A 12,446-nucleotide genomic window follows, 5' to 3' on the forward strand; every position below is an offset into this window, starting at 1 on the left:
CGGGAGTGGCAGACTGCGTCTCGTGACCACGGCCGACGTCTTCGGACTGCACCGCGCGCACCTGATCGGTGTCGCCTACCGGCTGACCGGCAGCGTCGCGGACGCCGAGGACGCCGTGCAGGAGGCGTGGCCGCGGTTCGCGAAGGCCACCGGGATCGAGGACGCGCGCGGCTGGCTCACGACCGTGGTGAGCCGCATCTGCCTGGACCGGCTGCGCTCCGCCGCCGTGCGCCGGGAGACCTACGTGGGCTCGTGGCTGCCGGAACCGCTGCTCACGACCGGTGAGGACGACGACCCGCTGGCCGCGGTCGTGCGGGCGGACGGCGTGCGCATGGCCGCGCTCGTGGTGCTCGACCGGCTCACCCCCGACCAGCGCGTGGCGTTCGTGCTGCACGACGCGTTCTCCATGCCGTTCGGCGAGATCGCCGATGTGCTCGGTGTCTCAGAAGCCGCCGCACGCCAGCACGCCTCCCGTGCGCGCAAGGCCGTGGCCGGTGCCGAACCCCCTCCCCGCGCGGCGCTCGCCGAGCAGCAGGAGGTGCTGGAGAAGTTCCTCCGGGCCATGTCGAGCGGTGACGTCGAGGCCGTGCTGGGGCTGCTGCACCCGGAGGCGGTGATGGTCGGCGACGGTGGTGGCAAGGCGCGCACGGCGGTCCACACGGTCACGGGCGCGGAGAAGATCGCCCGCTTCTTCTTCGGCCTCATGCGCAAGTACGGCTTCGACGAGACCGGCATGCCGGTGCTCCGCCCGACGCTCGTCAACGGCGACCTGGGCGTGGTCATGGCCAGGACGGGCGAGGCGGCCCAGCGCGTGATCACCATGGCCGTGCACGACGGCAAGGTGCACGCCGTGTACGACTTCGCGAACCCGGACAAGCTCGGGCACGTCGCCTTCTAGCCGGGTTTTGGTCTAGACCGTAACTGGTCCCGGGATCGTTTCGTCGCTTACGTTCGGACGAGTTGGCCAGCCCAAGCCCCCTGCCGCGGGTTGCAACCACCGGAGTCCGAGACATGCCCGAACAAGACAACGTCCCCACCCGACGGGCGTTCCTGGCGACCGCGACCAGTGCGGCCGCCGTGGTCGCGCTGACGGCCGCCGGCACCACCACGGCTCGCAGCGCCCCACTCCCCCTGACCCCGACCTGCGTCGATGACGACGACACCCCGTCGAACATCGAGGGTCCCTACTTCAAGCGCAACTCCCCGCAGCGCACGAACCTGCGCACGCCCGGCGTGACCGGGATCGTGCTGAGCCTCACCGGGTTCGTCTACACGATGAAGTGCGCGCCGATCCAGAACGCCCTGCTGGACTTCTGGCAGGCCGACGACCGCGGCGTGTACGACAACACGACGTTCAAGATGCGCGGGCACCAGTTCTCGGCCGCCACCGGCGCCTACACGCTGGAGACGATCATCCCGAAGGACTACCCGGGACGCACCCCGCACATCCACGTGAAGGTGCAGGCGCGCAACGGCCCCATCCTCACCACGCAGCTGTTCTTCCCGGACAACCTGCGGGCGTACGGGATGAACGTGGCCTACCTGAACCGGCGCGACGCCTACCTCGACCGCGAGTGCACGGTCGCGCTCGGGCCGCTCGTCGGCAACCGCTACACCGCCAAGTTCGACTTCGTCATCGAGAGCTAGTCATGTGGCCGCACCCGTAGCTACCACCGCAGTCGCAGCAGCTTCCCGACGTCGCGCAGCTTCGGGATCGCGCTGACGAGTCTCATCTGGATCCTGCCGGACCTGGGCAACGCGTCCAGGTGCGGCAGGTCCACGCTGCGCCAGGCGTCCACTGTGGTCAGTCCGGGGTGCAGCGCCTCGACCTCGCGCGGATCGTCGACGCCCCAGTGCAGCGTCGCTCCGGCGTTGCGCACGGCCGGAACGAGCTTCTGCATCTTGATGCCCCACGACCCGTAGACGTCGAACAGCAGCTCGCCGCTCTCGAACCGGGAGGTGATGCGCCTGATCAACGAATGCCCCTCGGCCTGCGTGAGGTACATCGACAGCCCCTCGAACACGGCCACGACCGGCCGCGCGGGCGACACCGCGTCGAGCCACTCGTCGTCGGTGACCGACGACGCGACGAGCCGGTACTCGCCGTCCGGCACCGGCAGGAGCTTGTGCCGCAACGCCACCACGTCCGGCAGGTCGACGTCGACCCATCGCACGGTGTCCGGGCGTTGCAGCCGGTGCACGCGCGTGTCGAGACCGCACGCGAGGTGCAGCACGGTGCACGACGGCGTGCGGCGGATGAAGTCCGCGGTCCAGTCGTCGAGCACCTTCGCCCTGATCGCGACGCCGACCGCGGTCGTGGTGGTCATGCCGGTCCTGGCGAAGTCGTAGTCGATCCGGTCGACCGCGCGGCGGGCCTCCACGTCGTGCAGCACCGAACCCGCTCGCCCGCTGTCCAGCGCCCTGCCGTACAGCGTGGCGAGCATGGTCTCCTGCGCTCCGGTGAGCGTGATCTTCTCCACGAGACCTAGTTTGCCGGTACGCGGCAAGCGTCGCCGCTGGTGAACCCCTGGTCCTTGATGTCGAACGCGCTGTTGAACCGGGCCCGCTGGTTCTCCAGCGCGATCTGGTAGGTCAGCGCGACGAGCTCCTTGCGTCCCAGCAGGTCCTCCAGCTCGGTGACCTGCGCGTCGGTGACCGTGACCGGCGTGGCGGTCATCGCGTCGGCGTAGGCGAGCGCCCTGCGTTCGAGGTCGGTGTAGAGCTCCGAGGTGGCGTAGGAGTCGATGTGCTTGAGCCGTTCGATGTCGAGGCCGTCGTGCTTCATCAGCATCGCGCCGAAGTCCACGCACCACGAGCAGCCCAGGCCGACCGCGACCCGGTAGACGCAGAGCTCGAACAACGGCTGGTGGGCGGCCTTCTTGACGGCGAGCTCGTGCCGCCCGCTCGCCATCATCAGCTTCGGGTGGTGCGCCATGACCGTGAACGGCTCCGGCACCGCGCCGAACCGGCGGCGGGCGAACCAGTACACGGCCTTGAGCAGCGGGCCGGCGTCCTTCTTCGTGATCCCGTTGATCCTCGTCATGACCAGTGGACGGGGCAGCCCGCCGGAACGTGACACCTTTGGGTGACTGGGTAGCCGACCTGGCAGCTCATAGGGTCCTCGCATGAGCAACGACTTCGTGTTGGACATCGACCACGAGTCGGCCGGATTGCTGGCGGGAACGCTGCTGGCGGGCGACTCGTGTGCGGTGCCGGTGCGTCACCAGAACGTGCGCCTGCTGCTGTGCGCGCTGCCAGGAGAGGACGGCATGCGGCTCTTCCTGCGGCGCAACACCCCGAACTAGCGGTCGTAGACGGCCACGTACTCCATCAGCACGTCGCGCGACCGTTCGTTGTCGAAGGCGACGTCGTGCAGCCGGATGAAGGCGCGCACGCACCGTTCGACGGTCTCGGTGTCGCTGACCACGACCCAGTTCGCCAGGTAGACGAGCGGTGGTTCGTAGGCGTACTGGATGAGCGCCACGTCGGCTCCGACCGCCGCCGCCCCGCCCGCGCTCTCCGGCACGATCCGGATGGACGGTGCGTGGAACAGCAGGTGCAGGACCTGGTCCTCCATCACCCGGTCGCCGCCGACGACGGTGCGCAGCGCGTACTCGTGGATGAAGAACACGCAGTGCGGCAACACGCCGTCGCACAGCAGCTCCGGCGTCGGCGCGAGCCCGAGCGCCGCCGCCAGTGCCTTCGAGTAGCACTCGGTGCGCAGCAGGACCGGGATGGTGACGCCGCTGAAGCAGGTGATCCGCGTGGCGCCCGCCGCGGCGAGCACGACGTACTGCTCGCCGGCTCCGTGCTGGGTCATGCGTGAACGGTAAGGGCAAGATCATGATCTCGCCGGGCGAAACGCTCGCTCTACAGGGCGAATGGTGCCCCGACGGGGCGATCTGTCACGGCTGGGTGACCTGCGCGAGGAAGTACACGGCGCCCGAGCGGGCGTTGCGGACGGCGAGCAGGAACGGCCGGTCGACGTTCACCACGACCGGGTCGGCCGGGATCTCGATCGACACCGTGCGGAACGTGATCGCCGTGGCCGCGGCGCCTTCGAGGCCTTCCTCGTCCAGGCGCAGCACGGCCTCGTGCACGACGTCGTCGACGAACATCCGCTCGTCCGGGGAGAGGCCGGAGAAGTCGGCGTCGCGGGTGAACATCCGCTCGACGCCGAGCTCCCGCAGCGTTGCCTTGAGGTTGAACCGCGCCCGAACGTCCACTTTGGGCACCGTGAGCTCGAGCCGGACGTGGGTGCCGCCGGTGAGCACGGCCGGGTCGAGCGGCTGGTCCAGCGACTCGTCCGGCAGCAGGATGACCGTCTCGACGCCGGAGTCGGCGGGCAGCGCGATCGTCTGCCAGCCCTCGTGGCGGGCGTAGCGGAACTTCTCGGTCACCTTCATGGTCGGCACGTCCACGTCGCCGCCGGGGGCGTGGAACGGGCGTCGTTCCGTGTCGTGGGCGGGGAACGCGTTCAGCCAGCCGACCTTGAGGTACAGCGCGTTGACGATGATCGCGACGGCGTCGGCGGGCGGGGGTGAGTCGAGCAGCTCGGGGATCAGGCCGCGGGTCGTCTCGGCGACGTCGGTGTTCACCAGCTTGCGCACGGTCTGCGGGTCGGAGAAAGCCGTGCGGCGCACCGAGTCCGCGAGCGAGAAGTCCGGGTTGACCCGCAGGTCGTCGTCGGCCCACAACGTGTTCGCGACGGCCAGTTCGGGCACGTCGAGCGAGTCGGCGGCGTCGAAGTCCCGCAGCAGCGCGTCGAGCTCGGTGCGGGTCTGGCCGCGGGAGGCCTCCCGGGCCAGGGCGAGGGCGCTGGCCACGGAGAACGGCGACCAGCACGCGTTCTCGGACGGATCAGGGACGGCGACGCGGTGCAGGGTCAGGGCGAAGTCGGCCTGATCGGTCACGAATCCTCCAAGGAAGTGTTGCCCGTGGTTACCCGTCTCCCACCTCCTCGAAGCTACGCCGATGCGCGGTGCCGGGCCACGGCCTGCGCGTCGGTCAGCAGCGCGACCTGGTCGACGACGACGCGAAGCCGTGCGGGGTAGGAGGAAGCGGCCGCGAACACCGGCCGGAACGCCGGGTCGAGCAGCGTCGGGTTCTCCACGAGACGGGTGACGAGGTCGGCGATCAGGTCGCGCTGCTTCGCCTGCATGGCGAGGCGGGCCGGGTCGCTCATGACGTAGCGCACGGCCATCGCCTTGAGCAGCGCCACCTCGGCGGCGACCTGCCTGGGGACCTCCAGCGCGGCGTTGTACCTCGTCAGCGGGCCGTCGCCGTGCACGGCGCGGGTGGCGGTGACGGCGGCGCTCGCGAACCGGCCGACCAGCTCGCTGGTGAGGTTCTTCAACGCCACCTGCGCGCCGAGCGAGCCGTCGTACTCGTGCTCGGTGAAGTAGGCGATCACCGGCAGCTCGATGAGCTGCTGCGCGGTGGCCTCCAGGGTCGCGACGGACTCGTCGGAGAACGTCTTCGCCGCCAGGGAGGCGATCGCGGTGCGTTCGTCGGGGTGGGCCAGTGCGGCGAGGCTGATGCGGTGGGCCAGCACGCCGTCCTCGACGTCGTGCACGGAGTACGCCACGTCGTCGGACCAGTCCATGACCTGCGCCTCGATGCACTGTGCCCGTTCCGGCGCGCCTTCGCGCATCCACTCGAACACTTCGAGGTCGTCGTCGTACACGCCGAACTTCACCGTGCCGGGCGTGCGCGGCCACGGGTACTTCGTCGACGCGTCGAGCACCGCGCGCGTGAGGTTGAGGCCGTGCTGCGACTTGGGTTCGAGGCGGGCGAGGATGCGGAACGTCTGCGCGTTGCCCTCGAAGCCACCGCACGGGCCCGCGAGCTCGTTGAGCGCCCTCTCGCCGTTGTGCCCGAACGGCGGATGGCCGATGTCGTGCGCGAGACCGGCCGTGTCGACGATGTCCGGGTCGCAGCCGAGCTCCTCGCCGATGCCGCGGCCGATCTGGGCGACCTCCAGCGAGTGCGTCAGGCGGGTCCGCGGCACACCGGTGACCTCGGAGCCCTCGCCGGGGCCGACGACCTGGGTCTTGCCGGCGAGCCTGCGCAACGCGGCGGAGTGCAGGACCCTGGCGCGGTCGCGGGAGAACGGCGTGCGCGTGTCCGTGCGGGCACCCGGCAACGCGGCGCTCTTGGGTCCTTCGTGGAGCAGGCGCTCCGCGTCGTGGCCGGTGTATCCCATCAGCCGATTTTAGGTAGTTTCAGCTCGTCGAACACGCCGGCGTGCGCCTTCATCAACCGGTAGTACAGCAACGCTCCGGTCTCGCGCTTGATGAAGAACCACTGGGTCTCGCGGGTCTGCACGTTCGGGCCGACGCGGGTGGGCGACGTCCAGGCGCGCAGACCGGCGTCCTCGGCCATGGTGCGGGCGCGCAGCGAGTGCCACGGGTCGCTGACGATCACGGCGGTCTTCAGGTCGCGCTCCTGGGCGACCGAGGCGACGGCGCGCAGCGAGCCGAGCGTGTCCGCGCCCTCGCCGACCTGCAGCACCCTGTCCTCCGGGACACCGCGCTCGACCAGCCACAGCTTGCCGACCTGGCCCTCGGTGAAGTTGTCGCCGGGCTGGCGGCCGCCGGTCGTGGCGATGTAGCCGACGACGCCCTCCCGGTAGAGGCCGAGCGCGTGCTCCAGCCGGGCCGCGAGCACGTCGGAGGGCACGCCGTTGTACTGCGCGGCGCCCAGGACGATCGCCATGTCGGCCTTGGTCCAGTCGTCGACGCGCGCGACCTGCCACACGCGGAACGCCGTGCCGCCCACGACCAGCAGGCCGATGACCAGCGCGCCGAAGACGAGGCGCACCACGATCCGGCGAATCCTGGCGAGAGGTCTCAGGGAGGTCGTCCGCACACCCAGCATGGTCGCAGACCCGGCGCGTCTCGCGTTGACGCCCCTGCGAGGATCATCGTCATGCCTGCTGAGCAGCCCACGATCCTCGCCACGTCCGGAGGCTGGCGCTCCGGCCGCCGGACCAACCTCGAGTTCAACAAGCTGATCCACTTCGCGCTGGACCTGTCCGGGGTGCACGGGCGGCGGCCGCGGTTCCTGCACGTCGGCACCGCGGGCGGTGACCAGCGGGGGATGAACGCCAACGTGGCCGAGGCCGGCTGGGTCGCGGGCGTGGACGTGGCGGTGCTCAACCTGTTCACCATGCCGCCGACGGACGACCTGGAGTCGTTCGTGCTGTCCCAGGACGTCGTGTGGGTGGGCGGCGGGTCGGTGGCGAACCTGCTCGCGGTGTGGGAGGTGCACGGACTCGGGCCGATCTTCCGCAAGGCGTGGGAGGCCGGTGTCGTGCTCAGCGGGGTGTCGGCGGGTTCGATCTGCTGGCACCTGGGTGGCGCGACGGACTCGTTCGGCCCGGAGCTGCGCATCGTGACCAACGGCCTCGGACTGCTGCCGTACGGCAACGGCGTCCACTACGACTCCGAGGAGACGCGCCGCCCGAAGATCCACGAGGCGGTGGCGGCGGGCGTGCTGCCGACGACCTACTGCACCGACGACGGCGTCGGGCTGCTGTACCGCGGCACCGAGCTCGCCGAGGCCGTGACGGAACGTCGCGGCAGTGGTGCATACGTGGTGATCAGGGACGATTCTTCAGCAACCGCACAGGAGGAAAAGCTCGACACCCGCCAGCTGTGAGGCACACCTTGGAGGTGTGCGCTGGGTGCTGATCGTCCTGATCGCGGCGGCCGTCTACGTGGTTCCGGACGCCTCGCCGTGCTTCGCCCACGGCAAACCGATATCCGATATATCAGTCTCGCGCGGGCCTGACGTACTGGATATAAGCCCTGATGCAGCTGCCGACGGCGATATATCGCATACCAGTCCCGAAAGGTCAGCTGCTGAGTCGTCGGCGATGTCCGATGTATCAGCCACCGATATATCGGCTGCGGTAGCTGCGGGTGGCGCGTCGGACGTCGGCGTCGCGTTGCTGGACCTGAAGACCGGTCAGCTCGTGGCGCAGCAGGGCGACCAGCAGTTCTACTCGGCGTCGTTGTCGAAGCTGATTCTCGCGACGGACGCGTTGCAGCAGACGTTGTCCGACGCGGACCGCCAACTGATATATCGCGCGCTGAGCCTCAGCGACGACAACGCGATGGACGTGCTCTGGACCAGGTTCGACGGCATGGGCGCCATCAGCAGGGTTGCCGCTGCAGCCGGGCTGACAGGTACTCACGCTCCTGACGACCCCTCACAATGGGGAGAGGTTGTCATCACCGCGAACGACATGGTCAAGCTGTACGCGTACATCCTCGGCTCGCCGGTGCGCGACGCGGTCGTCCACGCTCTCTCCGCCGCTCCCGCCACCGCCGCCGACGGCTTCGACCAGGCGTTCGGCCTGCTCGGCGTCACCGGCGTCTACGCCAAGCAGGGCTGGATGTACTACCTGCCCAGCGACGTCCACCTGCACAGCGCCGGCGTCCTCGACGGCCGCTACGCCGTCGCCGTGCTCACCACCAGCCCGACCGGGTCGTGGACCACGGCGCGGGAGGCCATCAACGCCGTCACCACCGCGTTGCTGGGCGAGCTCGGCGTCAACGGCTGACCCGCCCGCGCGTGCGTTCCTGCCACGGCCGGTCCCACGCCCCGGTGTACTCGCGCACCATCAGGTACGCGATCACGACGAGCACGATCCCCCCGAACATCACCGCCGCGATCAGCACCCCGCTGACCCCCACGCCGAACCCGAACGTCGCCGCGGCGATCCCGCACGCCCCGGCGACGGCGAGGTACGAGCCGACGTTGCGCCGGCGCGCCGAGTAGACGTCCCGCACCCGCGTCAACAGCACCCCGAGCAGCACCGGCGTGACCGTCACGGCCAGCCCGGAGATCAGGTGGACCTCCTGGTACCGGGCGGCCGTGAACGCCACCGCCACCACCGCGACCGACAACGCGGACCCCGCCGTGACGAGCACGGTCCCCAGCACCCTGATCCGCTGCGTCGGCGCACCGCCACCCGTCCCCGGCACCAGCGGCCCGTCCGCCTCGACGACGACGTTGTGCACCAGCTGGCTGGTCCGCGTGGTCAGCCACAGCGCGACCACCACCGGCGCCGCCAGCAGCAACACCACCCCCACGGCCACGTCCCCGGTCCCGGTCACCGGCGCCACGGTGAACACCGCCCAGTAGAACGGGTAGAACACCGCGAGCGAAGCCCCCTCCAGCACCACGAACGCCGCCCGCAACCGCGCCGCCGTGGCCGCCCCCGCCACCCGCGTCAGCACCACCCCCGGCCAGCGGGCACAGGCACACCAGCCCGCGCTCACCGCCGCCGCGACGAGCACCGAGGGGTTCCCCACCTCCGCCGTCACCGCGACCACGACGACCCACGCGACGAGCCCGACCCCCACCGCGGCCTGCACGATCCCAGGCCCCCGCAACCGTTCCCCCGTCATACCCGTCTACACGCGGGGCCCGCCGGTTTTGTTGCCCCGGCGAGGCCGGCCCGGCGGCGAACGGCCTGTCCGCGCCTCGGTCACGCCCCCTGGCACGCGCAAGCGGGCCGGGCTGGTGCCCGACCCGCTTGCGAAACCGCGTGCGAGCTCAGCAGCCGACCAGGCGCGCGGCCAGGTACGACTCCAGCTGGTCCATCGCCACCCGCTCCTGCGACATCGTGTCCCGCTCCCGCACGGTCACGGCGAGGTCGGTGAGCGTGTCGAAGTCGACCGTCACGCAGAACGGCGTGCCGATCTCGTCCTGGCGGCGGTAGCGGCGGCCGATGGCGCCGGCGTCGTCGAAGTCGACGTTCCAGTTGCGGCGCAGGGCCGTCGCGAGGTCACGGGCCTTCGGCGAGAGGTCGGCGTTGCGCGACAACGGCAGCACGGCGACCTTCACCGGGGCCAGGCGCCGGTCGAGCTTCAGCACGACGCGCTTGTCCACGCCGCCCTTGGCGTTCGGCGCCTCGTCCTCGGTGTAGGCCTCCAGCAGGAACGCCATCATCGGGCGGCCCACACCGGCCGCCGGTTCGATGACGAACGGCTTGTAGCGCGAGTTCGTGGCCTGGTCGAAGTACGACAGGTCGACGCCGGAGGCGTTCGAGTGCGTGGTGAGGTCGAAGTCGGTGCGGTTGGCGATGCCCTCGAGCTCACCCCACTCCTGGCCGCCGAAGTGGAAGCGGTACTCGATGTCGACGGTCCGCTTCGAGTAGTGCGACAGCTTCTCCTTCGGGTGCTCGTAGTGACGCAGGTTCTCCTTCGACACACCCAGGTCGGTGTACCAGCGGGTGCGCTCGTCGATCCAGTACTGGTGCCATTCCTCGTCCGTGCCCGGCTCGACGAAGAACTCCATCTCCATCTGCTCGAACTCGCGGGTGCGGAAGATGAAGTTGCCCGGCGTGATCTCGTTGCGGAACGACTTGCCGATCTGGCCGATGCCGAACGGCGGCTTCTTGCGCGAGGTCGTCTGCACGTTGAGGAAGTTCGTGAAGATGCCCTGCGCCGTCTCCGGGCGCAGGTAGTGCAGGCCCTCCTCGGTCTCGACCGGACCGAGGTGCGTCTTGAGCAGGCCGTTGAACATCTTCGGCTCGGTGTACTTGCCGCGCACACCGCAGTTCGGGCACGGCACGTCGGAGACGTCGCCCTCGGCGACCTCCTTGCCGGTGCGCTCGGCGTACTCCTCGGACAGCGTGTCCGCGCGGAACCGCTTGTGGCACGACTCGCACTCGATCAGCGGGTCGACGAACGCCTCGACGTGACCGGAGGCGACCCACACGTCACGCGGCAGGATCACCGACGAGTCCAGGCCGACGACGTCCTCGCGGCCGCGGACCATGAAGTTCCACCACTGGCGCTTGATGTTGTCCTTGAGCTCGACACCCAGGGGGCCGTAGTCCCACGCCGAGCGGGTACCGCCGTAGATCTCCCCGCACGGGTAGACGAACCCCCTGCGCTTGCAGAGGCTGACAACGGTCTCGATGCGATCGGCGGCCAACTTCGGACTCCATCGGGGGAATGAGAATCGGGGGCCACAGCCTAGCCCGTCACGTTGCGCCCCGAACGGGCGACCGGAGCCTTACCCTGCAGGAATGGAAGACCGGCTGCGAGAGCTGTGGGACTTCGCCGACCTCGACGGCACCGAGGCGCGGTTCCGCGCGTTCCTCCCCACCGTCGCCACCGACGACGAGCGGGCGGAGGTGCTGACCCAGCTCGCCCGCGTCGAGGGCCTGCGGGAGAACTTCACCGCAGGTCACACCCTGGTGGACGAGGCGGAGGTGCTCGTCGCGCCCGACTCGACCGGCCGGGTGCGGGCGCTGCTCGAACGCGGCAGGCTGCACCGCTCGGCCGGCGACCCGCAGGCGGCGCAACCGCTGTTCGTGGCGGCGTTCATCCTCGCCAAGACCCGCGGTGACCTGTCGCTGGCCGTGGACGCCGCGCACATGGCGTCGCTGGTCGACGACCCGGAGAAGTGGACCAAGCAGGGCCTGGAGATCGTCGTGGCGAACCCGGAGCTGGTGCGCTGGCTCGGCCCGCTGCACAACAACCTCGGCTGGTTCTACTTCGAGAACGGCCGCTTCGACGAGGCGCTGGACGCGTTCGAGAAGACGCCGGAGGCCTACGCGGAGAGCGGCAAGGCCAAGACCCTGCACGCCCTGGGCCGCACCGCGGAGGCAGCGGCTGCCGCGCGCAGGGCGTTGGAGCTCCTCCCCCACGACTCGCACGACGAGTGGGTCGAGGAGATGGAAGCCATCGCCGCCCAGGCCTAGGGAACGCGGGGCCAGGAATTCAGGGCCAAGAACCGGGACTACGACCGGGGCGTGGCCGGACCGGCCGCCTCGCCGAGCCGCACCGTGAACGCGTCTTCGGCGAGCACGCTCGTGTGCTCCTCGACCTCGCCGCCGGTGCTGGTCAGCGTCGGCTCGTACATCGCGGGCTCGTCGGTCAGCGCCTCGGACAGCAGCGGGATGACGTGCTCACGGACCGGGAACGGCGACATCGCCCGCCGGTAGGCCACGACGGACTCGAACTCGACCGTCAGCACCCAGCGGTCGTCCTCGTCGGTGGACCGCGCCAGCGTGCCCTTGCGACACCCTGGTTGTTCCGTTAGAAGCTCTAACGCCCGCTTGACCCTCTCAGTGAACGTCTCTGGGTCGGACACGCGGAACCGGCACACGAGGAGCACGGTGCAAGGATGGCACGGTGAACTCCAAGCGCCCTCTCCTGCCCGGCGACGGCCCTCTCGCGCGTGTGCGCCCGGTGGTGGCGTTCCTCGTCGTGCTCGGCCTGTTCGTCACGGGCGTTCTCGTCGGCGGCACGACCGGCGCGGTGCTGCTGGGCGTGCTCATCATCGGCGCCGTAGCTCTGCTGGCCACCACCTGGAGGGTGCTTTCCCCAGCTCAGCGCACGTTGCGCGTGGTGGTCCTGCTGGTACTCGCGTTCATCGCACTAGAATTGGTTCTGAAAATCCCTACCAGGTGAGGTGTGCCG

Annotated in this window: 16 protein-coding genes; 7 read left to right on the forward strand and 9 right to left on the reverse strand. The window is 69.9% G+C overall.

Annotated elements, in window-relative coordinates:
* Nucleotides 1-22 precede the first annotated feature (22 nt).
* Together BBK82_RS03770 and BBK82_RS03775 are read left to right on the forward strand one after the other, a co-directional pair.
* Entirely contained in the window at nucleotides 23-898 is an 876-nt protein-coding gene (locus tag BBK82_RS03770; RefSeq protein WP_237048019.1) for a sigma-70 family RNA polymerase sigma factor, read from the forward strand.
* A 113-nt stretch (nucleotides 899-1,011) separates the two neighbouring features.
* Nucleotides 1,012-1,647 carry a dioxygenase family protein gene (locus tag BBK82_RS03775; protein ID WP_065913750.1) on the forward strand — a complete coding sequence of 212 codons (636 nt, stop codon included), beginning with the start codon at nucleotides 1,012-1,014 and terminating at the stop codon, nucleotides 1,645-1,647.
* 20 nt (nucleotides 1,648-1,667) lie between these two features.
* On the opposite strand, the gene BBK82_RS03780 is transcribed toward BBK82_RS03775, so the two are convergent.
* Nucleotides 1,668-2,480: a class I SAM-dependent methyltransferase gene (locus BBK82_RS03780; RefSeq protein ID WP_237048020.1), complete on the reverse strand. Its 813-nt coding sequence runs from the start codon at nucleotides 2,478-2,480 to the stop codon at nucleotides 1,668-1,670.
* 5 nt (nucleotides 2,481-2,485) lie between these two features.
* A complete protein-coding gene (locus BBK82_RS03785) occupies nucleotides 2,486-3,043 on the reverse strand; it encodes a carboxymuconolactone decarboxylase family protein (RefSeq protein WP_065913751.1) in 558 nt (185 codons plus the stop codon).
* A gap of 82 nt (nucleotides 3,044-3,125) precedes the next feature.
* Here BBK82_RS03785 and BBK82_RS03790 point away from each other — a divergent pair, with 82 nt between their 5' ends.
* Nucleotides 3,126-3,305: a hypothetical protein gene (locus BBK82_RS03790; RefSeq protein ID WP_030472123.1), complete on the forward strand. Its 180-nt coding sequence runs from the start codon at nucleotides 3,126-3,128 to the stop codon at nucleotides 3,303-3,305.
* On the opposite strand, the gene BBK82_RS03795 is transcribed toward BBK82_RS03790, so the two are convergent.
* The 4 genes from BBK82_RS03795 to BBK82_RS03810 form a co-directional block, all read right to left on the reverse strand.
* Nucleotides 3,302-3,820: a Scr1 family TA system antitoxin-like transcriptional regulator gene (locus tag BBK82_RS03795; protein WP_065913752.1), complete on the reverse strand. Its 519-nt coding sequence runs from the start codon at nucleotides 3,818-3,820 to the stop codon at nucleotides 3,302-3,304. The two genes, BBK82_RS03790 and BBK82_RS03795, sit on opposite strands and share 4 nt — an antisense overlap.
* An 85-nt stretch (nucleotides 3,821-3,905) precedes the next feature.
* Nucleotides 3,906-4,913, reverse strand: coding sequence for a serpin family protein (locus BBK82_RS03800; protein ID WP_065913753.1), 1,008 nt, complete (start codon nucleotides 4,911-4,913; stop codon nucleotides 3,906-3,908).
* A 53-nt stretch (nucleotides 4,914-4,966) separates the two neighbouring features.
* A complete protein-coding gene (locus BBK82_RS03805; protein WP_065913754.1) occupies nucleotides 4,967-6,205 on the reverse strand; it encodes a deoxyguanosinetriphosphate triphosphohydrolase in 1,239 nt (412 codons plus the stop codon).
* Entirely contained in the window at nucleotides 6,205-6,879 is a 675-nt protein-coding gene (locus BBK82_RS03810; RefSeq protein ID WP_065913755.1) for a YdcF family protein, read from the reverse strand. The genes BBK82_RS03805 and BBK82_RS03810 overlap by 1 nt, the downstream gene beginning before the upstream one ends.
* Nucleotides 6,880-6,930: 51 nt before the next feature.
* Between BBK82_RS03810 and BBK82_RS03815 the strand changes: the two genes are divergently transcribed.
* Both BBK82_RS03815 and BBK82_RS03820 read left to right on the forward strand, forming a co-directional pair.
* Complete coding sequence (locus tag BBK82_RS03815) at nucleotides 6,931-7,662, forward strand: Type 1 glutamine amidotransferase-like domain-containing protein (protein WP_065913756.1); 732 nt, start codon at nucleotides 6,931-6,933, stop codon at nucleotides 7,660-7,662.
* Nucleotides 7,663-7,879: 217 nt separating this feature from the next.
* Nucleotides 7,880-8,569, forward strand: coding sequence for a serine hydrolase (locus BBK82_RS03820; RefSeq protein WP_083267767.1), 690 nt, complete (start codon nucleotides 7,880-7,882; stop codon nucleotides 8,567-8,569).
* Here the strand turns inward: BBK82_RS03820 and BBK82_RS03825 are convergent.
* Together BBK82_RS03825 and BBK82_RS03830 are read right to left on the reverse strand one after the other, a co-directional pair.
* Complete coding sequence (locus tag BBK82_RS03825) at nucleotides 8,559-9,419, reverse strand: hypothetical protein (RefSeq protein WP_154697047.1); 861 nt, start codon at nucleotides 9,417-9,419, stop codon at nucleotides 8,559-8,561. The genes BBK82_RS03820 and BBK82_RS03825 overlap by 11 nt on opposite strands.
* A gap of 148 nt (nucleotides 9,420-9,567) precedes the next feature.
* On the reverse strand, nucleotides 9,568-10,953 hold the full coding sequence (locus BBK82_RS03830) for a glycine--tRNA ligase (protein ID WP_065913759.1): 1,386 nt from the start codon (nucleotides 10,951-10,953) through the stop codon (nucleotides 9,568-9,570).
* A 94-nt stretch (nucleotides 10,954-11,047) separates the two neighbouring features.
* On the opposite strand from BBK82_RS03830, the gene BBK82_RS03835 reads away from it, so the two are divergent.
* A complete protein-coding gene (locus tag BBK82_RS03835) occupies nucleotides 11,048-11,725 on the forward strand; it encodes a tetratricopeptide repeat protein (RefSeq protein ID WP_065913760.1) in 678 nt (225 codons plus the stop codon).
* Nucleotides 11,726-11,763: 38 nt separating this feature from the next.
* On the opposite strand, the gene BBK82_RS53685 is transcribed toward BBK82_RS03835, so the two are convergent.
* Nucleotides 11,764-12,141, reverse strand: a complete 378-nt coding sequence (locus BBK82_RS53685) for an antibiotic biosynthesis monooxygenase family protein (protein ID WP_065913761.1) — start codon at nucleotides 12,139-12,141, stop codon at nucleotides 11,764-11,766.
* Nucleotides 12,142-12,158: 17 nt separating this feature from the next.
* Between BBK82_RS53685 and BBK82_RS03845 the strand changes: the two genes are divergently transcribed.
* The gene (locus tag BBK82_RS03845; RefSeq protein ID WP_237048021.1) at nucleotides 12,159-12,437 is read left to right on the forward strand and encodes a hypothetical protein; all 279 of its coding nucleotides are present in this window, start codon (nucleotides 12,159-12,161) and stop codon (nucleotides 12,435-12,437) included.
* Nucleotides 12,438-12,446: the final 9 nt, after the last annotated feature.

Source organism: Lentzea guizhouensis (assembly GCF_001701025.1).
Taxonomy (GTDB): domain Bacteria; phylum Actinomycetota; class Actinomycetes; order Mycobacteriales; family Pseudonocardiaceae; genus Lentzea; species Lentzea guizhouensis.

Coding starts and splice junctions, on each gene's coding strand:
- BBK82_RS03835 (WP_065913760.1), top strand. CDS start 11,048: ATGGAAGACCGGCTGCGAGAGCTGTGGGACTTCGCCGACCTCGACGGC.
- BBK82_RS03825 (WP_154697047.1), bottom strand. CDS start 9,419: ATGACGGGGGAACGGTTGCGGGGGCCTGGGATCGTGCAGGCCGCGGTG.
- BBK82_RS03820 (WP_083267767.1), top strand. CDS start 7,880: ATGTCCGATGTATCAGCCACCGATATATCGGCTGCGGTAGCTGCGGGT.
- BBK82_RS03805 (WP_065913754.1), bottom strand. CDS start 6,205: ATGGGATACACCGGCCACGACGCGGAGCGCCTGCTCCACGAAGGACCC.
- BBK82_RS03790 (WP_030472123.1), top strand. CDS start 3,126: ATGAGCAACGACTTCGTGTTGGACATCGACCACGAGTCGGCCGGATTG.
- BBK82_RS03785 (WP_065913751.1), bottom strand. CDS start 3,043: ATGACGAGGATCAACGGGATCACGAAGAAGGACGCCGGCCCGCTGCTC.
- BBK82_RS03775 (WP_065913750.1), top strand. CDS start 1,012: ATGCCCGAACAAGACAACGTCCCCACCCGACGGGCGTTCCTGGCGACC.
- BBK82_RS03795 (WP_065913752.1), bottom strand. CDS start 3,820: ATGACCCAGCACGGAGCCGGCGAGCAGTACGTCGTGCTCGCCGCGGCG.
- BBK82_RS03815 (WP_065913756.1), top strand. CDS start 6,931: ATGCCTGCTGAGCAGCCCACGATCCTCGCCACGTCCGGAGGCTGGCGC.
- BBK82_RS03810 (WP_065913755.1), bottom strand. CDS start 6,879: ATGCTGGGTGTGCGGACGACCTCCCTGAGACCTCTCGCCAGGATTCGC.